27 protein-coding genes are annotated in these 24,178 nt (G+C 50.8%); all 27 read right to left on the bottom strand.

What is annotated here, in order from left to right; translation table 11 throughout:
* Positions 1-18: 18 nt before the first annotated feature.
* The 27 genes from rpsH to rpoB all read right to left on the bottom strand — a co-directional run bounded on the left by rpsH (position 19) and on the right by rpoB (position 24,068).
* The gene (rpsH, locus tag RB620_RS21975; RefSeq protein WP_119803810.1) at positions 19-417 is read right to left on the bottom strand and encodes a 30S ribosomal protein S8; all 399 of its coding nucleotides are present in this window, start codon (positions 415-417) and stop codon (positions 19-21) included.
* A gap of 32 nt (positions 418-449) precedes the next feature.
* Entirely contained in the window at positions 450-635 is a 186-nt protein-coding gene (locus RB620_RS21970) for a type Z 30S ribosomal protein S14 (RefSeq protein WP_013312154.1), read from the bottom strand.
* A 26-nt stretch (positions 636-661) separates the two neighbouring features.
* Entirely contained in the window at positions 662-1,204 is a 543-nt protein-coding gene (gene rplE / locus RB620_RS21965; protein WP_308098097.1) for a 50S ribosomal protein L5, read from the bottom strand.
* 31 nt (positions 1,205-1,235) lie between these two features.
* Positions 1,236-1,589 carry a 50S ribosomal protein L24 gene (gene rplX / locus RB620_RS21960; RefSeq protein WP_308098095.1) on the bottom strand — a complete coding sequence of 118 codons (354 nt, stop codon included), beginning with the start codon at positions 1,587-1,589 and terminating at the stop codon, positions 1,236-1,238.
* A gap of 51 nt (positions 1,590-1,640) precedes the next feature.
* Entirely contained in the window at positions 1,641-2,009 is a 369-nt protein-coding gene (gene rplN, locus RB620_RS21955) for a 50S ribosomal protein L14 (protein WP_087570318.1), read from the bottom strand.
* Between the two features lie 50 nt (positions 2,010-2,059).
* Entirely contained in the window at positions 2,060-2,323 is a 264-nt protein-coding gene (gene rpsQ, locus RB620_RS21950; protein ID WP_308098092.1) for a 30S ribosomal protein S17, read from the bottom strand.
* A 51-nt stretch (positions 2,324-2,374) separates the two neighbouring features.
* Positions 2,375-2,575 carry a 50S ribosomal protein L29 gene (gene rpmC, locus RB620_RS21945; protein ID WP_168123575.1) on the bottom strand — a complete coding sequence of 67 codons (201 nt, stop codon included), beginning with the start codon at positions 2,573-2,575 and terminating at the stop codon, positions 2,375-2,377.
* Positions 2,565-2,999: a 50S ribosomal protein L16 gene (gene rplP / locus RB620_RS21940; RefSeq protein ID WP_308098088.1), complete on the bottom strand. Its 435-nt coding sequence runs from the start codon at positions 2,997-2,999 to the stop codon at positions 2,565-2,567. The genes rpmC and rplP overlap by 11 nt, the downstream gene beginning before the upstream one ends.
* 2 nt (positions 3,000-3,001) lie before the next feature.
* Positions 3,002-3,664, bottom strand: coding sequence for a 30S ribosomal protein S3 (gene rpsC, locus RB620_RS21935; protein ID WP_087570315.1), 663 nt, complete (start codon positions 3,662-3,664; stop codon positions 3,002-3,004).
* A 13-nt stretch (positions 3,665-3,677) separates the two neighbouring features.
* On the bottom strand, positions 3,678-4,013 hold the full coding sequence (rplV, locus tag RB620_RS21930; protein WP_308098084.1) for a 50S ribosomal protein L22: 336 nt from the start codon (positions 4,011-4,013) through the stop codon (positions 3,678-3,680).
* 45 nt (positions 4,014-4,058) lie between these two features.
* A complete protein-coding gene (rpsS, locus tag RB620_RS21925) occupies positions 4,059-4,340 on the bottom strand; it encodes a 30S ribosomal protein S19 (RefSeq protein ID WP_308098082.1) in 282 nt (93 codons plus the stop codon).
* A 67-nt stretch (positions 4,341-4,407) separates the two neighbouring features.
* A complete protein-coding gene (gene rplB / locus RB620_RS21920; RefSeq protein ID WP_308098080.1) occupies positions 4,408-5,238 on the bottom strand; it encodes a 50S ribosomal protein L2 in 831 nt (276 codons plus the stop codon).
* A gap of 17 nt (positions 5,239-5,255) precedes the next feature.
* Complete coding sequence (gene rplW, locus RB620_RS21915; RefSeq protein WP_308098078.1) at positions 5,256-5,549, bottom strand: 50S ribosomal protein L23; 294 nt, start codon at positions 5,547-5,549, stop codon at positions 5,256-5,258.
* Positions 5,549-6,172: a 50S ribosomal protein L4 gene (gene rplD, locus RB620_RS21910; RefSeq protein ID WP_308098076.1), complete on the bottom strand. Its 624-nt coding sequence runs from the start codon at positions 6,170-6,172 to the stop codon at positions 5,549-5,551. Before rplD ends, rplW begins: the two co-directional genes overlap by 1 nt.
* A gap of 30 nt (positions 6,173-6,202) precedes the next feature.
* Positions 6,203-6,826: a 50S ribosomal protein L3 gene (gene rplC / locus RB620_RS21905; RefSeq protein WP_308098074.1), complete on the bottom strand. Its 624-nt coding sequence runs from the start codon at positions 6,824-6,826 to the stop codon at positions 6,203-6,205.
* 51 nt (positions 6,827-6,877) lie between these two features.
* On the bottom strand, positions 6,878-7,186 hold the full coding sequence (gene rpsJ / locus RB620_RS21900) for a 30S ribosomal protein S10 (RefSeq protein ID WP_005544556.1): 309 nt from the start codon (positions 7,184-7,186) through the stop codon (positions 6,878-6,880).
* 584 nt (positions 7,187-7,770) lie between these two features.
* Positions 7,771-8,568, bottom strand: a complete 798-nt coding sequence (locus RB620_RS21895; protein WP_308098157.1) for an ABC transporter ATP-binding protein — start codon at positions 8,566-8,568, stop codon at positions 7,771-7,773.
* Positions 8,568-9,479: an ABC transporter permease gene (locus RB620_RS21890; protein ID WP_308098057.1), complete on the bottom strand. Its 912-nt coding sequence runs from the start codon at positions 9,477-9,479 to the stop codon at positions 8,568-8,570. Before RB620_RS21890 ends, RB620_RS21895 begins: the two co-directional genes overlap by 1 nt.
* Positions 9,480-9,574: 95 nt before the next feature.
* Complete coding sequence (locus tag RB620_RS21885; RefSeq protein ID WP_308098055.1) at positions 9,575-10,618, bottom strand: ABC transporter substrate-binding protein; 1,044 nt, start codon at positions 10,616-10,618, stop codon at positions 9,575-9,577.
* Between the two features lie 290 nt (positions 10,619-10,908).
* Positions 10,909-12,099 carry an elongation factor Tu gene (gene tuf / locus RB620_RS21880; protein ID WP_308098053.1) on the bottom strand — a complete coding sequence of 397 codons (1,191 nt, stop codon included), beginning with the start codon at positions 12,097-12,099 and terminating at the stop codon, positions 10,909-10,911.
* A gap of 119 nt (positions 12,100-12,218) precedes the next feature.
* Complete coding sequence (fusA, locus tag RB620_RS21875) at positions 12,219-14,300, bottom strand: elongation factor G (RefSeq protein WP_308098051.1); 2,082 nt, start codon at positions 14,298-14,300, stop codon at positions 12,219-12,221.
* A gap of 29 nt (positions 14,301-14,329) precedes the next feature.
* Positions 14,330-14,800 carry a 30S ribosomal protein S7 gene (rpsG, locus tag RB620_RS21870; RefSeq protein ID WP_087570303.1) on the bottom strand — a complete coding sequence of 157 codons (471 nt, stop codon included), beginning with the start codon at positions 14,798-14,800 and terminating at the stop codon, positions 14,330-14,332.
* A 68-nt stretch (positions 14,801-14,868) separates the two neighbouring features.
* Positions 14,869-15,288: a 30S ribosomal protein S12 gene (gene rpsL, locus RB620_RS21865; RefSeq protein WP_257451653.1), complete on the bottom strand. Its 420-nt coding sequence runs from the start codon at positions 15,286-15,288 to the stop codon at positions 14,869-14,871.
* Between the two features lie 315 nt (positions 15,289-15,603).
* The gene (locus tag RB620_RS21860; protein ID WP_308098049.1) at positions 15,604-16,320 is read right to left on the bottom strand and encodes a hypothetical protein; all 717 of its coding nucleotides are present in this window, start codon (positions 16,318-16,320) and stop codon (positions 15,604-15,606) included.
* Positions 16,321-16,343: 23 nt separating this feature from the next.
* On the bottom strand, positions 16,344-16,511 hold the full coding sequence (locus RB620_RS21855) for a hypothetical protein (protein ID WP_308098047.1): 168 nt from the start codon (positions 16,509-16,511) through the stop codon (positions 16,344-16,346).
* A gap of 266 nt (positions 16,512-16,777) precedes the next feature.
* Positions 16,778-20,377: a DNA-directed RNA polymerase subunit beta' gene (rpoC, locus tag RB620_RS21850; protein WP_483874753.1), complete on the bottom strand. Its 3,600-nt coding sequence runs from the start codon at positions 20,375-20,377 to the stop codon at positions 16,778-16,780.
* Between the two features lie 145 nt (positions 20,378-20,522).
* Positions 20,523-24,068, bottom strand: a complete 3,546-nt coding sequence (gene rpoB / locus RB620_RS21845) for a DNA-directed RNA polymerase subunit beta (protein WP_308098042.1) — start codon at positions 24,066-24,068, stop codon at positions 20,523-20,525.
* Between the last annotated feature and the right edge of the window lie 110 nt (positions 24,069-24,178).

Below are 24,178 nucleotides of genomic sequence, written 5' to 3'. Positions count from 1 at the left end.
GTCTTTCTGACTTATTTATTACCAAACGTAGCAGACGACTTCGCCGCCGGATTTCACTTGGCGAGCTTCCTTGTCCGTCATAACGCCTTTGGACGTGGAAATAATCGCGATTCCCAGTCCGCCAAGCACGCGAGGGATTTCAGTCGCTTGCGTGTACACGCGAAGACCTGGCTTCGAGATACGCTTAAGGCCAGTGATTACGCGCTCTTGGTTAGGGCCGTATTTCAAGAAAATACGGATAATCCCTTGTTTGTTGTCTTCGATATATTCAGCATCGCGGATAAAGCCCTCGCGCTTCAAGATTTCAGCGATTTGCTTCTTCACTTTCGAAGCAGGCATTTCCACTGTTTCGTGACGAACCACGTTCGCGTTGCGAATGCGCGTCAACATATCTGCAATCGGATCAGACATAACCATTTATGTGAACCTCCTTCCCGAACTAGGCTTGATTACCAGCTTGCTTTTTTCACGCCAGGAATCTGGCCCTTGTATGCTAACTCGCGGAAACAAATCCGGCAAATTTTAAACTTTTGCAAAACAGAGTGCGGACGGCCGCAACGCTCACAGCGCGTATAAGCGCGCACTTTGAATTTCGGTGTGCGTTGTTGCTTCACTTTCATCGAAGTTTTTGCCACTGGGTATTACACCTCCTAAAAGTGGATTACTTCGTGAACGGCATGCCCATTTGGGTCAGCAGCTCACGAGATTCTTCGTCCGTTTTTGCCGTCGTGACGATGACGATGTCCATACCGCGCACTTTATCAACTTTATCGTACTCGATCTCAGGGAAGATCAGCTGTTCCTTCAGGCCCAGCGTGTAGTTTCCACGTCCGTCGAACGCTTTAGTCGATACACCGCGGAAGTCACGTACACGCGGAAGGGAAATGTTGAACAGCTTGTCAAGGAAGTGGTACATGCGCTCGCCGCGCAGCGTCACTTTAACCCCGATCGGCATGTCCTCACGAAGCTTGAAGCCCGCGATGGATTTCTTGGCACGAGTGACAACCGGTTTTTGACCGGAGATGATGCGTAGCTCTTCTACGGCAACATCGAGAATTTTGGAGTTGGAAACCGCTTCGCCAACACCCATGTTGATTACGACTTTCTCAACTTTCGGCACTTGCATAACCGAAGTATAGTTGAACTTCTGCATCAAGGCAGGAGTGATTTCATTCAGAAAGCGACCTTTCAGTCTTGCTGTCATTGTTCATGGACCTCCTTTCTTACCATAACGATTAGTCGATCTGTGCTCCGGATTTTTTCGCAATCCGTACTTTTTTGCCGTTATCCAGCACTTTGTAACCGATACGAGTTACGCCGCCGCTCTTCGGATCTACGTGCATCACGTTCGAAACGTGGATTGGAGCTTCTTGCTCGATGATTCCGCCTTGCGGGTTCGTTTGGGAAGGACGCGCATGCTTCTTCACCATATTGACGCCCTCAATCAGTACGCGGTTCTCACGAGGATAAGCTGCAATGACGCGGCCCTTCTTACCTTTGTCTTTACCGGTAATGACGATGACCGTATCGTCTTTCTTCACATGCAGTTTATTGTTGTGGGATTCCAATACTTTTTTTAGTCTTGGCATTTGTTACACCTCCTGCTCGCTAAGCTATCAGGCATTTATCGGGTCGTGCAATTAGATTACTTCCGGCGCAAGCGATACGATCTTCATGAAGTCCTTATCGCGAAGCTCACGGGCAACTGGTCCGAAGATACGAGTACCGCGCGGGCTCTTATCTTCTTTCACGATTACCGCCGCATTCTCGTCGAATGCGATGTAGGAACCGTCTTTACGACGAACCGAACGTTTCGTACGGACGATTACCGCTTTAACAACGTCACCTTTTTTGACAACGCCGCCTGGCGTTGCTTGTTTGACGGAGCAAACGATCAGATCACCGATGTGGCCAACGCGACGGCCTGTGCCGCCCAGAACGCGGATACACATCAATTCTTTAGCGCCAGAGTTGTCGGCAACTCGCAAACGTGTAAATGGTTGAATCATTTATAACGTCCTCCTTTCGGCATTAATGCTGAGGGGTATTGCTTAGCTTATTAGAGAACAACTGCAACTTCAACTACCTCGATCAATCTGAAGCGCTTGTCTTTGGAAAGTGGACGAGTCTCCATGATTTTGACGGTATCGCCGATTTTCGCTTGGTTGTTTTCGTCATGTGCTTTGTACTTCTTCGTGTACTTGATGCGTTTATGGTACAAATCATGTTTTTTGTAAGTTTCTACAGCCACCACGATTGTTTTGTCCATTTTGTCGCTTACCACTTTGCCGATTTGAACTTTGCGGGCATTGCGTTCGCTCATGTTTTGCCTCCTTCCTTCATCCGTGATCATATTGTTAGGCAAGGTTTATAATTAGCTGCTGATCCCGAGTTCTCTTTCACGCAAAACGGTTTTAGCACGAGCTATTTCCTTACGCACGTCACGAATCCGAGTCGGATTGTCCAGTTGGCCAGTAGCCAATTGGAAACGAAGGTTGAACAGCTCTTCTTTAAAACCGGCGACCTGTTGTTCAATCTCAGCAGAGGTTAGGTTGCGAAATTCACTAGCCTTCATTTGCTTCACCACCCACTTCTTCGCGTTTCACGAACTTCGTTTTGACAGGCAGTTTGTGAGCCGCAAGGCGCATTGCTTCACGAGCTACTTCTTCAGGTACGCCAGCCAGCTCGAACATGATTTTGCCCGGCTTAACAACGGATACCCATTTCTCAACGTTACCTTTACCGCTACCCATCCGCACTTCTAGAGGCTTCTGAGTGATCGGTTTGTCAGGGAAGATCTTGATCCAAACTTTACCGCCACGCTTGATGTAACGAGTCATCGCGATACGAGCCGCTTCGATCTGACGGTTCGTGATCCAAGATGGTTCAAGCGCTTGTAAGCCGTATTCGCCGAAAGCAACCGTAGTGCCGCCTTTCGCGCGACCTTTCATGTTACCGCGTTGTTGCTTACGGTGTTTTACACGTTTAGGTACCAACATGATTAGTTGCCTCCTTCCTGGGGAGCTTTCTTCTTCGTAGGAAGGACTTCGCCGCGATAGATCCATACTTTTACGCCAATGCGGCCGTAAGTTGTATGTGCTTCAGCCGTGCCGTAGTCAATATCAGCACGAAGCGTATGAAGCGGAACCGTACCTTCGCTGTAGCCTTCACTACGTGCGATCTCTGCACCGCCGAGACGACCGCTGACTGCGGTTTTGATCCCTTTGGCACCGGCGCGCATGGAACGTTGAATCGCTTGTTTCAATGCACGGCGGAAAGATACGCGACGCTCAAGTTGTTGTGCGATGCTTTCTGCTACCAAGATAGCGTCCAGATCGGCTTGTTTGATTTCAGAGATGTTGATGTGAACTTTTTTGCCCTTCGAAATCTTGCCAAGTTCCGTACGCAGGTTTTCTACTTCGGAACCGCCCTTGCCGATAACCATACCTGGTTTAGCGGTTTGGATCGTTACGTTCACGCGGTTAGCCGCGCGCTCGATTTCGATGTGGGATACTGCTGCGTCTTTCAGCTTGTTCTTCAAGTACTCACGGATTTTCACGTCTTCCAGAAGAAGATCGCCAAAGTCTTTGCCTGCGTACCATTTGGATTCCCAATCACGGATAATCCCGACACGAAGACCGACTGGATTTACCTTTTGACCCACACGTTATCCCTCCTTATTTTTCAGATACCACCAAGGTGATGTGGCTGGTTCTTTTGTTAATCCGGCTTGCGCGACCCATCGCGCGCGGGCGGAAACGTTTCATTGTAGGACCTTGGTTTGCGTATACTTGCGTTACGACCAAGTTATTAACGTCCAGCTGATAGTTATGCTCAGCGTTAGCAATCGCAGAGTTCAGCAGCTTCTCGATAATCGGGGAAGCGGCTTTAGGCGTGTGACGCAGAATCGCGATCGCTTCGCCTACCTTCTTGCCACGGATCAAGTCCGCTACGAGCTGCGCTTTGCGAGGAGCGATACGGACGAAATTAGCGTGCGCTTTAGCTTCTGGCATGTGAGAACCTCCTCTCGTTCATTAAAAAAGTTTGGAAAGGGCAAATTAGCGTCTGCCCGTTTTTTTGTCGTCGTTAGCATGGCCTTTGTACGTACGAGTCGGTGCGAACTCACCGAACTTGTGTCCTACCATGTCCTCAGTCACGTATACCGGCACGTGTTTGCGACCATCGTATACCGCGATCGTGTGTCCGATGAATTGCGGGAAAATCGTCGAACGGCGGGACCATGTTTTGATTACGACCTTTTTGTTTGTTTCGTTCAGATCCTCGACCTTCTTCAGAAGATGACCGTCGATGAATGGACCTTTCTTCAAACTGCGACCCATGTAGAATCCTCCCTTCGCGTAAGCGCTGGCGTGATGACTCCATCACGCGGATTGTATCAAGCGACTATTACTTCGTGCGGCGACGAATAATGTATTGGCTCGATGCTTTCTTTTTCTTGCGTGTTTTGTAGCCCAGAGTCGGTTTGCCCCATGGGGACAACGGCGACTTACGTCCGATTGGAGCACGGCCTTCACCACCACCGTGTGGGTGATCGTTCGGGTTCATGACGACGCCGCGAACTTCAGGACGCTTGCCGAGCCAACGGTTACGGCCGGCTTTACCGATTTTCACGAGTTCGTGATCTTCGTTGCCAACAGAACCGATTGTTGCGCGGCAAGTGCTCAGGATGCGGCGAACTTCGCCGGAGCTCAGGCGGATCGATACGTAGTCTTCTTCTTTACCCAGCAATTGAGCTTCAGTACCAGCTGCGCGAACCAATTGGCCGCCTTTGCCCGGTTTCAACTCGATGTTGTGGATAACTGTACCGACAGGGATGTTCTTAAGCGGCAACGTGTTGCCGATTTTGATGTCCGAGTCAGGTCCGGAAACGACTTGATCGCCCACTTTAAGGCCCTTCGGTGCGATGATGTAAGCTTTCGCGCCGTCAACGTAGTGGATCAAAGCGATGTTCGAGGTACGGTTCGGATCGTATTCGATCGTCGCTACGTTACCTACGATACCGTCTTTGGTACGTTTGAAATCAATGATACGATATTTACGTTTATGTCCGCCGCCATGGTGGCGAACCGTAATTTTACCTTGGTTGTTACGGCCTGCTTTTTTGAAGAGCGGCGCAAGCAACGATTTCTCCGGTGTGCTTGTCGTGATTTCCTCGAATGTCGATACGGACATCGCACGACGAGCTGGAGAGGTCGGTTTGTACTTTTTGATTGGCACTTGTATTCCCTCCTTTTCTAAACAGACGTTTCAAAGAACTCGAGTTCTTTGCTGTCAGCGCTCAGCTGAACGATTGCTTTTTTCCAGTCAGGTCTGTATCCGCTATGTCTGCCATAACGTTTCGGTTTACCCGCTACACGCATTGTGTTCACGCCGGTTACTTTTACGTTAAAGATTTGTTCAATAGCTTGTTTGATTTCGGTTTTGTTCGCGCGAAGGTCTACTTCAAACACATAACGTTTGGCAGCCATGAAATCGCTCGTACGTTCCGTAATAACCGGGCGCTTGATAATATCGCGTGGATTTTTCATTACGCAAGCACCTCCTGTACTTTCTCTACTGCTTCTTTGGTGATGATCAGCTTGTCATACACAAGCACATCGCGAACATTGATGCCGTCAGCTGCGACGAACTTCACACCAGGGATGTTGCGTGCGGACAATGCTACATTATCCTCATAGTTAGCTGTTACAACCAAAGCCTTGCGATCGGCTTTCAGGTTGTTCAGAATGCTCTTGAATTCTTTCGTCTTAGGAGCCGCGAATGTCAGTTGATCCAGAACGATGATGTTGTTCGCGATCACTTTGGAAGACAATGCGGATTTAATCGCAAGACGACGAACCTTCTTAGGCAATTTGAAGCCGTACGAACGAGGCGTAGGTCCGAATACAGTGCCGCCGCCAACCCATTGCGGGGAGCGAATGGAACCTTGACGCGCGCGGCCAGTGCCTTTTTGTTTCCAAGGCTTGCGACCGCCGCCGCGTACTTCGGAGCGGCCTTTCGTTTTGTGCGTTCCTTGACGCTCCGCAGCTTGCTGCAGAACGACTGCGCTATGCATAACGTGAGTGTTAGGCTCGATTCCGAATACGTTCTCGGCCAATTCCAATTCGCCAACCTGCGAACCGCTCACATTGAATACTGTTACTTTAGGCATTTCGTGTTCCTCCTTTCTTCTTAAGAACGATTAGTTCTTAACCGTTTGTTTTACTTTAACGAATCCGTTCTTAGGTCCAGGTACGGAGCCTTTAACGAGAATGACGTTGCGTTCCGCATCGACGCGGATAACTTCAAGCTTCTGGATCGTGATTGTCTCGTGACCCATGTGGCCTGGAAGGTGTTTGCCTTTCGGTACGCGGTTGGCTTGGATGGAACCCATCGAACCCGGCCCGCGGTGGTAACGGGAACCGTGAGACATAGGACCCGTGCTTTGTCCCCAACGTTTGATAACGCCGGCAAAGCCTTTACCTTTCGAAATACCTGTTACGTCAACAAATTCGCCCTCCGCGAACAGGTTAGCCTTCACTTCCTGGCCAACTTCATACTCGCCAAGGTTGATTCCGCGAATTTCGCGAACGTAGCGCTTAGGAGTCGCGCCTGCTTTCTTAGCGTGACCGATCTCCGGTTTGGTAGATCTTTTTTCTTTCTTATCGGCAAAACCGAGCTGTACGGACTCATATCCGTCAGTTTCGACAGTTTTCTTCTGAAGAACAACGTTTGGACCAGCTTCGATTACCGTTACTGGAACTACGTTACCTTCAGCAGTAAAAACTTGAGTCATTCCTAGTTTTTTCCCTAAGATACCTTTCATGTTGACACCTCATTTCCTCTCTATGATCGTATATACGGATGTTCGTGCGAATTAAAGCTTGATTTCGATATCTACACCGGACGGCAGATCCAAACGCATCAACGCATCAACGGTTTGCGGCGTAGGATTCACAATGTCGATCAAGCGCTTGTGTGTGCGCATTTCGAATTGCTCACGGGAATCCTTGTACTTGTGAACCGCACGAAGAATAGTGATGATTTGCTTTTCCGTTGGCAACGGAATCGGCCCGGATACGCCTGCACCGGAACGTTTTGCAGTTTCCACGATTTTCTCTGCGGATTGATCAAGAATTCTGTGATCGTATGCTTTCAAGCGGATACGAATCTTTTGCTTTGCCATATAAGTCCCTCCTTCTTTCGCCCAATTTTTTAATCGGACATACTCCGTGAGAATAACCCGCCACAGGTCCCATGGCAAAGGGGCCGGGTGTGTCGGCAACCTCTCACATCAACGCAACGTCAGACCAACAGTCAATATTATATCGGATTGGGCGGGCGATTGCAACTAAAACATTTTGTTTCACGAATAAAAGAAGGATTTCCCGAAAACCGCTCTGGGCTTGGTATACGACTAAAGCTGCGCGATCACCGGAGCATGCTCCAATCGCTTTCGCGTTTCTTCTATAACATAGTAAATCGATGGCGGCAAAAAGAAAAAACCGCTCCATCCCGGAATGGATGACGAGCATCCATGCACGGATTGAGCGGTTTACTTGTTTTCTTTCTTCTTGCTACCGCAAGAAGGCGACAATTTTGGTTTTGAATAGCGGAGGAGGGTTGCGAGAGTTGGAGAGAAGGTATAGCTGGAGGAGTTTACGTTCGCCTTTAAACGTCGTGTTCCAACCTTAACAATACAATGAAGGAACACGATGTTTAACAGCGACCGGAAGCCATACCTTCTCTTAAGCATGAAGCTACGCTCATCTATCCCAACACGACCCGATCGTCGGCCATCTTCTTGCCGCTGATTTGCTCGAACTCGCCGAGCAAACGATCTACGGTCAGATCTTCTTTCTTTCGATCTTCGTCGACCTGCAGAATGATCTTGCCTTTGTCCATCATGATCAAGCGGTTGCCGAGGCGAATCGCTTGTTCCATATTATGCGTGACCATCAACGTCGTTAGATTCAGCTCGCGCACGATCGCTTCCGTTAGTTTCGTGACAAGCTCGGCGCGAGCCGGGTCAAGCGCAGCTGTATGTTCGTCGAGCAACAGGATCTGAGGACGCGTGAACGTCGCCATGAGCAGGCTGAGCGCCTGGCGTTCGCCGCCGGACAATAGCCCGACCTTCGCGCCCATGCGGTTCTCGAGGCCGATGCCGAGACGATGCAGTTCTTCTCGGAAAATTTTGCGCGTCTTGCCGGTTACTCCTAAAGAGAATCCGCGTTTCTTGCCGCGTTTATATGCGATTGCCAAATTTTCCTCAATCGTCATTCGAGGTGCCGTGCCGGCCATCGGATCTTGGAATACACGGCCGATCCATCTGCTACGCGTAAATTCGGTCAGTTCGCTGACATCCTTGCCTTCAATGAAAATCTTGCCTGCATCGGGTTTCATGACGCCAGAGATAATATTCATGAGAGTCGATTTGCCTGCGCCGTTGCTCCCGATTACAGTAACGAAATCTCCGGGCTTCAAATGGAGGTTCGCGTTCATAAGCGCAATCTTCTCGTCAACCGTGCCGGGATTAAACAATTTGGAAACACCGTCGATCTTCAGCATCACCGTTCACCCCCGCTCGCTTGGCGAAGATTCGCCAATACTTCCGCCGTTCTTTTTTTGGCCGTCGTCTTTTGGTTGATGGCCCGTCTAACAGTTGGGACAACAAGAGCGCATGTAATGATTACCGCGGTAATCAGCTTCATATCCTGTGCCTCCATGCCCGGAACGCGCAGGGCAAGCGCGTAGATGACGCGGTAGATGATAGCGCCGAGAATAACGGCTAACGTTGCTCTGAAAATCGTCTTTGCGCCGAAAATCGCTTCGCCGATTATTACCGACGCGAGACCGATGACGATCATCCCGATGCCCATGCTGTTGTCCGCATACTTCAAATGATGGGCGATCAGTCCTCCCGAACACGCAACCAGCGCGTTCGACAACGCGATTCCTACAATCGTCGTTACATCCGTATTGGACCCAAAGCTTCGAATCATCCGATTGTTATCCCCGGTAGCGCGCAAGCTTAAGCCAAGATCCGTTTTGAAAAATTGGTCAAGGAGCAGCTTCACTCCAACTGCTAGAATCAGTCCAATAGCAATAACGGGGATATGATCGAAAGCATTCATTTCGTTGCGCAATGAAACGTTGGGTTTGCCCATAATCCTAAGATTAATGGAATAGAGTGCAATCATCATAATAATGCCGGACAATAGTCCGTTTACTTTCCCTTTCGTATGAAGCAACCCCGTACATAAACCGGCTGCCGCACCACCTAAGAAAGCACATATAATCGCAATCCATGGTTGTGAGCCATTCACCGTCATGATCGTTGCGATGGCCGCCCCGGTTGTAAAGCTGCCGTCCACCGTCAAATCGGGAAAATCCAAAATACGAAACGTAATAAAAACGCCTAGAGCCATTAAAGCGTATAACAAGCCTGATTCGACGGCGCCTTGCATCGATGCAAGCATAAAACAAATCCTCCTTCATGAATAGCAATGGGGTGGACCAGGTTACCCGATCACCCCATAGCTGTCTACATTAATTTGCAGTTGTACGTAGTCTCTTATTCAATAATATTGTTTGCCGGATCTTGTACATATGCCTTCATGGCATCCGTAACCGTAATCCCTTGCTCAGCGGCAGCCTTCAAGTTGAAAATAAAGTCGAGTTTCTGAGGCATCGTTACATCCATCTCGCCCGGATTTTTGCCCTTCAAGATTTCAACCGCCATTTGGCCTGCTTCGTAACCATGATCATAATACTTGAATCCGACAGTCGCGAAAGCGCCCTTCTCAACCGTATCACGGTCTGCCGAGAAGAACGGAATGTCGTTCTCGTTCGCCACTTCGATAATGCTGTCGACGCCGCCGACAACCATATTGTCGAGCGTAATGTAGATCGCGTCTACGCGTCCAACCAAAGACTGTGCCGCTTGTTGAATGTCCGAGCTGTTCGCGACAGCCGCTTTGACCAATTCGATGTTATGTTTCGCTAGCGCTTCTTCGGCGATTCCGCTCATGACAACAGCGTTTGCTTCGCCTTCGTTAATGACAAGGCCAACCTTCTTCACGTCCGGGAATTCCTTCGCGATAAAGTCCATCGTCTTCACGATCGCTTCCGGGTTCGTATCGGCCGCGCCCGTAACGTTGCCGCCAGGCGCTTTCAATTGCGAAACAATGCCCGCGTCCACAGGATCTGTAACGGCTGCGAACAATACCGGTTTGTCTTTCACTTCATCAACCAAACTTTGAGTCGTTGGTGTTGCAATTCCCAAAGCCAGATCTACATCCGAAGATGCGATTTTCTCGGCGATCGTTTTCACGTTGTTAGCGTCGCCTTGCGCGTTGTTGTAATCGACCTTCAGGTTTTTGCCTTCTTCGAAGCCCGCATCCTTAAGTGCGGCCAGGAAACCTTCGCGAGTAGCGTCCAAGGAAGGATGCTCTACGATCTGGGAAATCGCGATGGAATAGGTTTTCTCCGTGTCGCCTGCGTTAGCGGTTCCTTGTTCGTCGTTACCTGCATTCGATTTGCCTCCATTGCCGCCGCAAGCCGCGGTTACGACCATCAAAGATGCTAAAGCCAATCCAATCCAAAATTGCTTTTTCATTCGATTAACCCCTCTCGATTCAATTCGATTTCTTTTTCGCACTCCATCGCATATGCATCAAAGCTTTATCGCTTTTATTCATTAAAGTATGTGGGTAAACGCGATTATTACGCTTTTTTAGCGATATTGCGACTTTTTATTTTATAACTTTTATCTTAATTGGAGGATGGCAGCCTCGTCAATGCAAACTTATATGTTAATAAAAGTTAATACGACATATATGCGCAAACGCAAAGAAACCCCCACCGAAGTGGGGGTTTCCGCATGCATGCGGCTGAAGCCGCATGGCATTATTTTTGGATTGTTGCAACTGCGCCAGCGCCTACAGTACGGCCGCCTTCACGGATGGAGAAGCGAGTGCCCTCTTCAACCGCGATTGGAGCGATCAGTTCAACAGTAACTGTGATGTTGTCGCCAGGCATAACCATCTCAGTGCCTTCTGGCAGGTTGATGATACCCGTAACGTCAGTTGTACGGAAGTAGAACTGTGGACGGTAGCCAGTGAAGAAAGGCTTGTGACGGCCACCCTCTTCTTTAGTCAGAACGTAGATTTGAGCTGTGAAGTTCGTGTGTGGCTTAACGGAACCCGGTTTAGCCAGAACTTGACCGCGCTCGATGTCTTTACGGTCTACACCGCGAAGAAGTGCGCCTACGTTGTCGCCTGCTTGAGCGGAGTCAAGCAATTTACGGAACATCTCAACGCCCGTAACAATTGATTTGCGAGTTTCTTCTTGAAGACCGATGATTTCGATCTCGTCGCCCACTTTGATAATACCACGCTCTACACGACCTGTAGCAACTGTACCACGGCCTGTGATTGTGAATACGTCCTCGACAGGCATAAGGAAAGGCTTAGCCGTGTCGCGCTCTGGAGTTGGGATGAATGTATCGATTTGGTCGAACAATTCGATAATTTTGCCAGCCCATTCTCCTTCTGGGTTCTGCAAAGCTTCACGAGCGGAACCGCGGATGATTGGCGTGTCGTCGCCTGGGAAATCATACTCGGACAGAAGGTCGCGAACTTCCATTTCAACCAACTCAAGAAGCTCTTCGTCTTCAACCATGTCGCATTTGTTCAGGAATACAACGATGTAAGGAACGCCTACTTGGCGGGAGAGCAGGATGTGCTCGCGCGTTTGCGGCATTGGGCCGTCAGTAGCGGATACTACCAGGATAGCTCCGTCCATTTGGGCAGCGCCAGTGATCATGTTTTTAACGTAGTCGGCGTGACCTGGGCAGTCAACGTGAGCGTAGTGACGGTTAGGCGTCTCGTACTCAACGTGAGCTGTCGAGATCGTGATACCGCGCTCGCGCTCTTCTGGAGCTTTGTCGATTTGGTCGAATGCTGTAGCTACACCGCCGTATTTTTTGGAAAGTACAGTTGTGATAGCAGCAGTCAGAGTTGTTTTACCATGGTCGACGTGACCGATTGTACCGATGTTAACATGCGGTTTATTACGTTCAAATTTTGCCTTAGCCATTGAACTGAATCCTCCTCAATATCACTTTTTATTTTATGTGTAGGCCGGCACCGATCGTAAGATTACGCCCGTTGTCGGCCAAAATACAACTTGTTCAAGCGGACAGAGCTTGGTTGCCCTTACTCAGCCGAACCTTTGTGTTTCGCGATGATCTCTTCGGCGATCGACTTCGGAACTTCTTCATAGTGAGAAAGCTCCATCGAGAATACGCCGCGTCCTTGGGTACCGGAACGAAGAGTCGTGGAGTAACCGAACATCTCGGAGAGAGGCACCTTAGCACGGATGATTTGCGCGCCTGCGCGAGTATCCATACCTTCGATGCGACCGCGGCGGGAGTTCAGCATGCCCATAACGTCGCCCATGTACTCTTCAGGAACCGTAACTTCGACCTTCATGATTGGCTCGAGCAAAACAGGCTTACATTTCTCTTTTGCTGCTTTAAGCGCCAAGGAACCGGCGATCTTAAACGCCATCTCGGAGGAGTCGACGTCATGGTAGGAACCATCGACTACGGTTGCTTTAATATCAACGAGCGGGAAGCCGGCAACTACGCCGTTCTTCATCGACTCTTCGATACCAGCTTGGATCGGAGCGATAAATTCGCGAGGAATCGAACCGCCCACGACTTTGCTTTCGAATTTGAAGCCTGCGCCAGCCTCTTGTGGTTCGAACTCGACCCAGCAATGACCGAACTGACCTTTACCGCCGGATTGACGAACGAATTTACCTTCGACTTTCGCCGCTTGACGGAACGTCTCACGGTAAGCAACTTGCGGCTTACCAACGTTTGTCTCAACTTTGAACTCGCGAAGCATACGGTCAACGAGGATCTCAAGGTGAAGCTCACCCATACCGGAGATGATCGTTTGGTTCGTTTCTTCGTCCGTGTGAGCACGGAAGGTAGGATCTTCTTCAGCCAGCTTGGAGATCGCGATACCCAGCTTGTCTTGGTCAGCCTTCGTTTTTGGTTCGATGGCAACCGAGATAACCGGATCAGGGAAGTTCATCGACTCGAGCACGATTGTGTGCTTCTCGTCGCAAAGCGTGTCACCGGTGATCGTATCTTTCAGACCGACCGCGGCAGCGATGTCGCCCGCGTAAACTTCCGAGATCTCTTGACGGGAGTTCGCATGCATCTGCAGGATCCGTCCGATACGCTCGCGTTTGTTCTTCGTTGCATTCAGAACATAGGAGCCGGATTTCAGGACGCCGGAGTATACACGGAAGAACGTCAGCTTACCAACGTAAGGGTCCGTCATGATTTTGAACGCAAGCGCTGCGAATGGCTCTTCATCCGAAGAATGACGAATCGCTTCTTCGCCGTCTTCAAGCGTACCTTTGATTGCCGGTACGTCAAGCGGGGAAGGAAGGTAAGCAACGACAGCGTCAAGCATCATTTGAACGCCTTTGTTACGGTAAGAGGAACCTGCGATAACCGGGAAGATTTTCACTTCGCAAACGCCTTTGCGGAGCGCTGCTTTGAGTTCTGGAGTCGTAATTTCTTCGCCTTCCAGATACTTCATCATCAGCTCTTCGTCCAGCTCTGCTACTTTCTCTACAAGCTCGCTGCGGAGCTCTTCGACTTGGTCGGCATATTCGGCAGGAATTTCGATTTTCTCGGGATCTTTGCCGAGATCATCTTTGTATTTGTAAGCTACGCGATCGATAATATCGATGACGCCCAAGAAATCGCTCTCGGCACCAATCGGAATTTGGATCGCGACGGCATTAGCTTGCAGACGCTCGCGCATGTCTTTGACGACATTCAGGAAGTCCGCGCCAATGATGTCCATTTTGTTAATGTAAGCGATCCGTGGAACGCCGTAACGGTCAGCTTGACGCCATACAGTCTCGGACTGCGGCTCAACGCCTTCCTTCGCACTGAAAACACCAACGGCCCCGTCCAATACGCGTAGGGAACGTTCAACTTCAACCGTGAAGTCAACGTGACCCGGAGTATCGATGATATTGATGCGGTGTCCATCCCATTGAGCGGTAGTCGCGGCAGACGTAATCGTAATGCCGCGCTCTTGTTCTTGTTCCATCCAGTCCATCGTAGCTGCACCTTCGTGCACCTCGCCGATTTTGTGGGTACGGCCCGTGTAGAACAAAATCCGTTCAGTTGTCGTGGTTTTACCAGCGTCAATATGCGCCATAATACCGATATTACGCGTATTTTTCAAGGAGAACTCTCTTGCCATGAATATGTCTCCTCTCGTTTATGGTTATCCTACCAACGGTAGTGAGCAAACGCTTTGTTTGCTTCAGCCATTTTGTGCGTGTCTTCACGCTTCTTAACGGATGCGCCAGTGTTGTTGGAAGCATCCAGAATTTCAGCAGCCAAACGTTCCGTCATCGTTTTCTCGCCGCGGTTGCGCGAGTAGTTCACGAGCCAACGAAGACCAAGAGCCGTACGGCGCTCAGGTTTAACCTCGATTGGTACTTGGTAGTTAGCGCCGCCTACACGGCGAGCTTTAACCTCAAGAACCGGCATGATGTTTTTCAATGCTGCTTCGAACACTTCCATTGGATCTTTACCGGAACGCTCTTGGATCAGCTTGAAAGCATCGTATAACAGTGTTTGTGCAGTGCCTCTCTTACCGTCGATCATAATACGGTTGATTAGGCGCGTAACCAGTTTGCTATTGTAAACCGGATCCGGAAGCACATCGCGTTTTGTTACAGGACCTTTGCGTGGCATGTAAAGTCCCCCTTTCTTCTAATAGTAACTTGTTCTAGCATGGTATTAACCCGCTTGGGTTATACTTCTTACTTCTTAACTTTAGGACGTTTCGTACCGTACTTAGAACGCGATTGGTTACGGTTGTTAACACCCGCAGTATCAAGCGCGCCGCGAACGATATGGTAACGTACGCCCGGAAGGTCCTTAACACGACCGCCACGGATCAAAACAACGCTGTGCTCTTGCAGGTTATGACCGATACCTGGGATGTACGCAGTAACCTCAACACGGTTAGTCAAGCGTACGCGCGCGTATTTACGAAGCGCGGAGTTCGGTTTTTTCGGAGTCATTGTACCTACACGAGTGCACACACCGCGTTTTTGTGGAGCGCTGATGTCAGTTGCTTCACGTTTCAGAGCGTTAAAGCCTCTTTGCAAGGCTGGCGATTTCGATTTAACGACTTTCGCTTGACGACCTTTACGAACGAGCTGGTTAATAGTTGGCATGTTGCCACCCCCTTCCCCTAAATCATGTCTTTATAATGGTAGACATTTCACCCAAAGTTTAAGCCCACAGACCCAGGCGGATCATTATTATACGAAACGATTCCGTAAGCCCGGTCATCAGGCACACTTCGATATATTATCACTTCGCCTATATGCATGTCAAGCGAGATTCATGGTACTTTTTGTCGCAAGCGGCGATTTGCAACAATTTAATATGCGTGACTCCCGTTTAACGCGAATAAGACCGTACCATAAAAGTACGATCAACATGAAAAGATAGATGGAGGCTGCTTCACATGCGCCTATTTCTCGGTTCTACATCGTAGCTGGATCCTGAAAGACGATTAGCGTCTCATCGCCGATTTGGACTTCCTTCAGATAAGCCAACTCCTCCAGCCATGCTTGAATCTGCGGAGAAACGTCGCTGCAGCGGATTGCGATGACATGAAAGTAAGTTAACAATAGTCTTATCACCGCAAGAAAAGGTTGTTTCGCGTCTGCGTCCAGACTAACACTCTCCACGAGCGTCACTCTGCTCGGCACGAACCACCCATAGTGCTCATAATAAAACTCTTTCTCGAAAGGCTCTCGTCCATCCAAATAATTCTCGAACGACCCTGCGATGATTTCTACCTTATCTTTATTGGATGCAATGCGTATTCGATTCTCGTCTAGTCTCTCTAATTCAACCGTTTCCCCATCAAAGGTTAACTTGAACCGATCACTTTCATCCTCGATCTCATATCGAGATTTAAATACCTTCAATACCCAATCAAATCCGTAAACAGGCACCGCCGTTTTCTCCTCCGCTTCCATTAATAACAAACTGATTTCGATCCTTTGATTGACGACCGTCCAGAAGTTGCCGCTATCGATATGACAGGTATGAAACTGCACCTTGCTCTCCTTCAATCGTTCCAACTCGGTACGAATCCCGTTTAGTTCCTCGTCGAATGTTTCGTCGCCTTCAGGCAGCCGAAGAGCGAGGTTTATAAAATCCATGACTTCCTCAACGCTGCTCCCTTGCGACATGCTCTTCAGCTCCAATTCTGGGTTTATGATCCGCCATTCCCCGTTTGAATGACAACAAATTTCTGCTGCAGTTTCTCAAGTTCCATCCGAATGCCCGCAAGCTCCGACTCCAGTTCCGCGTCTCCATCGGGAATACCGAACTTCCCCCTAATAAAATCAAGCACATCGTCAATCTCGCGATCCATTGACATCCCTTCATCTCCTGTTCGAAAGTTCCTATTACCCTATAAACACATGATTCCCTATAGAAGTTGTCGATTCTCTAAAACTTTTTTTCTAAAATAGGGATCGACTAATAATTCGATCCGCTCCCCTGTCCGCTTTCTCGTATATTGTATGAACACCGGATAAGATGTAGAAGTTTCTCGATAAACAAAAAAAGAAACGATACCGCTCCCTTGGGGGGAACAAGCATCGTTTCTATTCGAGCCGCGGCCGAAGCCGCGGCTGTATGCAATTATTCGACCACTACGGCTTCCGTAGCTGCTTCCAGCACGGCGCCTTCGACCACTTCGTCTTCCAAGCCCGCGAAGCGAATGTTGCGGTAACGCTGCATGCCCGTACCAGCCGGGATCAGCTTGCCGATGATAACATTCTCCTTCAGGCCGAGAAGTTGGTCGACCTTGCCTTTGATCGCCGCGTCGGTAAGAACGCGAGTCGTTTCTTGGAACGACGCCGCGGACAAGAACGAATCCGTCTCGAGGGACGCTTTCGTAATACCGAGAAGGACCGGCTTCGCGACTGCAGGCTCTTTGCCCGCGAAGATTGCCGTGCGGTTAGCGGATTCGTATTCGTGAATGTCTACGAAAGCGCCAGGGAGCAGCGTCGTGTCGCCCGCATCTACGATACGGATTTTGCGCAACATCTGCTTGATCATAACCTCGACGTGTTTGTCGTTGATCTCAACGCCCTGATTCCGGTAAACGCGCTGTACTTCTTGCAGGATATAGTTCTGTACGCCGCGAATGCCTTTGATTCGAAGCATTTCCTTCGGATCGATGGAACCGTCCGTCAGCTCGTCGCCTGCTTCGATTTGCTGGCCTTCCGTCACGCGGATACGCGAGCCGTACGTCACAGCATATACTTTTGTTTCGGCTTCGCCTTGTACTTCGATCTCCCTGCGGTCCTTCGCTTCGCGAATTTCCTTGATGACGCCGTCAAGCTCGGAGATGATCGCTTGGCCTTTCGGATTACGCGCCTCGAAGAGCTCTTGAATACGCGGAAGACCTTGCGTAATATCGTCGCCGGCTACGCCGCCCGTATGGAACGTACGCATCGTCAACTGCGTTCCCGGTTCGCCGATCGATTGCGCCGCGATAATGCCTACCGCTTCGCCGATCTCGACGTGCTTGCCGGTTGCCAGGTTGCGGCCGTAACAGATTTTGCAAACGCCATGACGCGCGCGGCAGCTCAGTACGGAACGAATTTGAAGCTTCTCGACGCCAGCGTCGATAATCGCATCCGCTTTGCCCGAGTCGATCAGTTCGCTGCGATTCACGATAACTTCGCCGGTTTTCGGATGGCGAATCGTCTCGAACGCATAGCGGCCTTCGATACGGTCGTACAGATCCTCGATGACTTCCTTGCCGTCTTGGATCTTGCTGACGGCAAAACCTTTATCCGTGCCGCAATCGTCTTCGCGGACGATAACGTCCTGCGCGACGTCTACGAGACGGCGAGTCAGGTATCCGGAGTCGGCGGTACGAAGCGCCGTATCGGCAAGACCTTTACGCGCGCCGTGCGTCGAGATGAAGTACTCGAGGACGGTCAGACCTTCCCGGAAGTTCGATTTGATCGGCAACTCGATGATACGGCCCGATGGATTCGCCATCAGACCGCGCATGCCGCCAAGCTGCGTGATCTGGGATTTGTTACCCCGCGCTTTGGAGTCGACCATGAGCATGATGTTGTTGTAGCGATCCATCGATTTCATGAGAACTTCCGTAATTTCGTCTTTGCACTTGCTCCAGATGCCGATGATCCGGTCGTAACGTTCTTCGTTCGTGATCAGACCGCGACGGTACTGATTCATAACGGTGGCGACCTTCTCGTCGGATGCCTTCATGATCTCCGCTTTTTCCTTCGGAATAATAACGTCGGAAACGCCGATCGTAATACCCGCTTTGGTGGAATAAGTGAAGCCGAGCTGCTTGATGCGGTCAAGGATGATCGCTGTCAGCGTCGTATGGTATTGACGGAAACATTCCGCGATGATTGTACCAAGGTAGTCTTTGCCTACGGCGCCTGCCGTCGGAAGCTCATCGACAAACTTGGTCAAGTCCCCGCCCTTCTCGTACACGAAGTACTTGTCAGGCGTGCCTTGCAGAAGGTTTACTTTCGTCGCTTCGTTGATATAAGGGAAATCTTCAGGGAAGATTTCGTTGAAGATAACTTTGCCTACCGTCGTAGCCATCAGGGAAGCTTGCTGTTGTTCCGTGAAAATCGTTTTCTTCAGTACTTTCACCGGGATGAAAATACGAGCGTGCAGCGAAACGATGCCGCGTTGGTACGACGAGATCGCTTCGTTTACCGTTGCGAACACGGAACCGGAGCCTTTGGCTTCCTTGTTGTCCATCGTCAGGTAGTAACTGCCGAGAACCATATCCTGGGAAGGCGTAACGACCGGCTTGCCGTCCTTAGGGTTAAGAATGTTGCCGGATGCCAGCATCAGCAAGCGAGCTTCCGCTTGCGCTTCCGCGGACAACGGCACGTGAACGGCCATTTGGTCGCCGTCGAAGTCGGCGTTGTAAGCCGTACATACGAGCGGATGCAGCTTGATCGCGCGTCCTTCGACCAGAATCGGTTCGAAAGCTTGGATACCGAGTCTATGCAGCGTCGGGGCACGGTTCAAGAGTACCGGATGTTCTTTAATGACTTCTTCGAGAACGTCCCATACTTCGGGGCTGACGCGTTCTACCTTGCGTTTTGCGCTCTTGATGTTATGGGCGAGTCCCTTGTTCACAAGCTCCTTCATCACGAACGGCTTGAACAGCTCAAGCGCCATTTCCTTCGGAAGTCCGCATTGGAAAATCTTCAGGTTCGGGCCTACGACGATAACGGAACGACCGGAGTAGTCAACCCGTTTGCCGAGCAAGTTCTGACGGAAACGTCCTTGTTTACCTTTCAGCATGTGGCTGAGGGATTTTAATGGACGGTTGCCTGGACCCGTTACCGGACGGCCGCGACGGCCGTTGTCGATCAGGGCGTCGACCGCTTCCTGCAGCATACGTTTCTCGTTCTGTACGATAATGTCGGGAGCGCCGAGATCAAGCAGACGCTTCAGACGGTTATTCCGGTTAATAACGCGGCGGTACAAGTCGTTCAGGTCGGAAGTCGCGAAGCGGCCGCCGTCCAGCTGTACCATTGGACGAAGTTCCGGCGGGATAACCGGCAGCACGTCGAGAATCATCCACTCGGGCGCATTGCCGGAGTTACGGAAAGCCTCGATGACTTCCAGACGCTTAATCGCGCGGTTACGGCGTTGGCCTTGAGCCGTGCGCAGCTCTTCCTTCAGTTGCTCGAGCTCGCGCTCCACATCGATATCCTGAAGCAGCTTCTTCACCGCTTCGGCACCCATGCCGGCTTGGAAGCCGTAGCCGTATTTCTCGCGGTAGCTGCGATATTCCTTCTCGGACAAAAGCTGTTTCTTCTCGAGCGGCGTATCGCCTGGATCCGTCACGACATAAGATGCAAAATAGATAATCTCCTCAAGGGAACGAGGGGACATATCGAGCGCAAGACCCATGCGGCTAGGAATTCCTTTGAAGTACCAAATATGGGATACGGGAGCAGCCAATTCAATATGGCCCATCCGTTCGCGGCGAACCTTCGCGCGGGTAACTTCAACTCCGCAACGATCGCAGACTACGCCTTTGTAACGTACGCGTTTGTATTTGCCGCAATGACATTCCCAGTCCTTGGTAGGTCCGAAGATCTTTTCGCAGAAAAGACCTTCCTTCTCTGGTTTAAGCGTTCTGTAGTTAATGGTTTCCGGCTTCTTGACTTCTCCGCGGGACCACGAGCGAATTTTATCCGGCGAAGCCAGACCAATTTTCATATACTCGAAGTTGTTCACGTCCAACAAGGAGCAACCCTCCTTCGTCATGTATGACTGTGTCTTTTCAGAGATTGAACTCCAATACGGGACGCCCGTGAGGCAATCCCGGATTGAAGCTCAGTCCTCCATTTACCACAAATAAAGCTTATTCAGCGCCTGCTTCCGCGCCTTCCATGTTGAGGTTGAGCTTATCGCCCGTTCCCTCTTCGTCATCGTCGATCTCTTTCATTTCGATCTCTTCTTCGTTCTCGGTCAGGATTTTCACGTCCATGCCCAAGCTTTGAAGCTCTTTGATCAATACCTTAAACGATTCCGGAACGCCCGGTTCCGGCACGTTCTCGCCTTTGACGATGGACTCGTACGTCTTCACGCGGCCGACCACGTCATCGGACTTGACCGTAAGGATCTCTTGAAGCGTATATGCGGCGCCGTAAGCCTCGAGCGCCCAAACCTCCATCTCGCCGAAGCGCTGTCCGCCGAACTGAGCTTTACCACCCAGCGGCTGCTGCGTAACGAGCGAGTATGGGCCCGTGGAACGGGCATGGATTTTGTCGTCTACCATGTGCGCCAGTTTGATCATGTACATGACGCCGACCGTAACTTCACGTTCGAACGATTCGCCCGTACGTCCATCGTACAGAACCGTCTTCCCGTTACGCTGCATGCCTGCTTCTTCCATCGTATCGAAGACGTCGTTCTCGCGAGCGCCATCGAATACAGGAGTAGCGGCATGAATGCCGAGATGTTTGCACGCCATGCCAAGGTGAACCTCAAGCGCCTGACCGATGTTCATCCGGGACGGTACGCCGAGCGGATTCAGAACGACTTCGACAGGCGTTCCGTCCGGCAGGAACGGCATATCCTCTTCCGGCATGATACGCGCGATAACACCCTTGTTACCGTGACGTCCGGCCATTTTGTCACCTTCGGAAATTTTACGCTTCTGAGCGATGTAGGCACGCACGAGTTGATTCACGCCAGGAGGCAGCTCGTCGCCGTTCTCGCGTGTGAATACCTTCACGTCTACGACGATGCCGTCCGTACCATGCGGTACGCGGAGCGAAGTATCGCGAACCTCGCGCGCCTTCTCGCCGAAGATCGCGTGCAGCAATCTCTCTTCGGCCGTCAGCTCCGTTACGCCCTTCGGCGTTACTTTACCGACGAGGATATCGCCTGCGCCAATCTCCGCGCCGACGCGGATAATGCCGCGCTCGTCAAGATTGCGAAGCGCTTCTTCGCCGACGTTCGGGATGTCGCGCGTAATCTCTTCCGGTCCCAGCTTCGTATCGCGGGCTTCGGACTCGTACTCCTCGATGTGGATCGAAGTGTACACGTCTTCCTTCACCAGCTTCTCGCTGAGCAAGATCGCATCCTCGTAGTTGTAGCCTTCCCACGTCATAAACGCAACGACTACGTTGCGTCCGAGCGCGAGTTCGCCCATCTCCGTCGAAGGACCATCCGCCATGATATCGCCTTTCTTGATGATATCGCCCTTGCGGACAAGCGGACGCTGGTTGATGCACGTTCCTTGGTTGGAACGCATGAACTTGTGAAGCTTATGTTTCACCAAGTCGCCGTTTACCGGCTTCCCGTCGATCATCTCGACGCGGCGCAGCCAAATTTCGTTGGCGGAGGCGCGTTCGATAACGCCGTCGTACTTGGATACGATACATACGCCGGAGTCCTTTGCCGCTTTGTGCTCCATGCCCGTGCCTACGAAAGGCGCCTTCGGAATGAGCAGCGGAACAGCTTGGCGTTGCATGTTGGATCCCATGAGCGCACGGTTGGAGTCGTCATTCTCAAGGAACGGAATGAGAGCCGTCGCAACCGATACGACCTGCTTCGGCGATACGTCCATGTAGTCGACGCGATCGCTTGGCATCGTCAGGATATTGTCTGCTTGTTTATTGTAACGGACAATCGTTTGCGTTTCGGCGAACGTGTTATCTGCTGCCAGCTTCGCGTTCGCTTGGGCAATGACGTAGTTGTCTTCTTCGTCCGCGGTTACGTAAGCGATCTGAGACGTGACGGCACCCGTTTTCGGATCGACCCAACGGTAAGGCGCTTCGATAAAACCGTATTCGTTGATACGAGCGAACGTTGACAAGGAGTTAATCAAACCGATGTTCGGTCCCTCCGGCGTCTCGATCGGACACATACGGCCATAGTGAGAGTGATGGACGTCGCGAACTTCGAAGCCTGCGCGTTCACGCGTCAGACCGCCTGGTCCAAGCGCGGATAGACGACGCTTATGCGTGAGCTCGGCAAGCGGGTTCGTTTGGTCCATGAACTGGGACAGCTGGGACGAACCGAAGAACTCCTTGATCGATGCGATTACTGGACGAATGTTGATCAGCGCCTGAGGCGTAATCGCGTTCGCGTCCTGAATCGACATTCTCTCGCGCACGACGCGTTCCATACGGGAAAGACCGATACGGAATTGGTTCTGCAGCAGCTCGCCTACGGAACGCAGACGACGGTTGCCCAAGTGGTCGATGTCGTCCGTGCTGCCAACGCCATGAAGCAAGTTAATGAAATAATTAATCGAAGAGATAATATCCGCAGGCGTAATATGCTTCACGGATTTATCGATAATGCCGTTCGCGATTACCTTGATCACTTTATTCTCATCGAGCGGCGAGAATACGCTAATGGCTTGGAGAGGAATACTATCCGCATCCAGAACCCCGTTAGCGACGTGGTATGTCTTGAAACCTACGTCCTTCTCGAGCTTTTCGAGAATTTCGTCAAGAAGACGGCGGTCGATCATCTGACCGGATTCCGCGATGATCTCGCCCGTGGACGGATCAACCAGATTCTCAGCCAGGCGCTGATTGAACAACCGATTCTTGATATGCAGTTTCTTGTTTATTTTATAACGGCCTACATTAGCCAGGTCATATCGTTTCGGATCGAAGAAACGTGCAACAAGCAAGCTCTTCGCGTTGTCCAAAGTAGGAGGCTCGCCCGGACGAAGACGCTCGTAAATCTCGATCAGCGCTTTCTCCGTGGAATCCGTGCTATCTTTGTCCAGCGTGTTGCGGATATACTCGTCATGTCCGAGCAGATCCAGAATTTCAGCGTCTGTGCCGAATCCAAGCGCACGCAAAAGCACCGTTACCGGAATCTTCCGGGTCCGGTCGATACGAACGTAGATGATGTCCTTGGCATCCGTCTCAAGCTCCAGCCAAGCGCCGCGGTTCGGGATCACCGTTGCCGTATACGTCTTCTTACCGTTCTTATCTACCTTCGTGCTGAAGTACACACTCGGGGAACGAACCAATTGGCTGACGATAACGCGTTCTGCGCCGTTAATAATAAATGTGCCGGTCTCGGTCATAAGCGGGAAATCGCCCATGAAAACTTCTTGTTCCTTAACCTCGCCCGTTTCCTTATTGAACAGCCTTACCTTCACGCGTAAAGGAGCTGCGTATGTCACGTCGCGTTCCTTCGACTCATCCACCGAATACTTCGGCTCGCCTAAGCTATAGTCGATAAACTCCAGTGAAAGATTGCCCGTAAAGTCCGAAATCGGAGAAATATCCTGGAACAATTCGATCAAATCGCTGTCCAAAAACTTCTCGTACGATTTTTGTTGGATTTCAATCAGGTTCGGGACTTCCAGCACCTCGTTGATCCTAGCGTAGCTTCTCCTCGCACGCCGACCATACTGAACAAGTTGTCCTGCCAACTTAACCTCACCCCTCGTGTCTGTCTCACAGCATCGATACTTCCTGCGTTACCTTAGACGACGGCAGCCGCCTATATAGATAAATAAAGAAAAGCCCTTATCGAATAGGT

This window comes from Paenibacillus sp. LHD-117, from assembly GCF_030929555.1.
In the GTDB taxonomy this organism is placed as follows: Bacteria; Bacillota; Bacilli; order Paenibacillales; family Paenibacillaceae; genus Pristimantibacillus.
The sequence above is the reverse complement of the archived record's forward strand: the minus strand, read 5'-3'. Positions and strand labels throughout refer to the sequence as shown.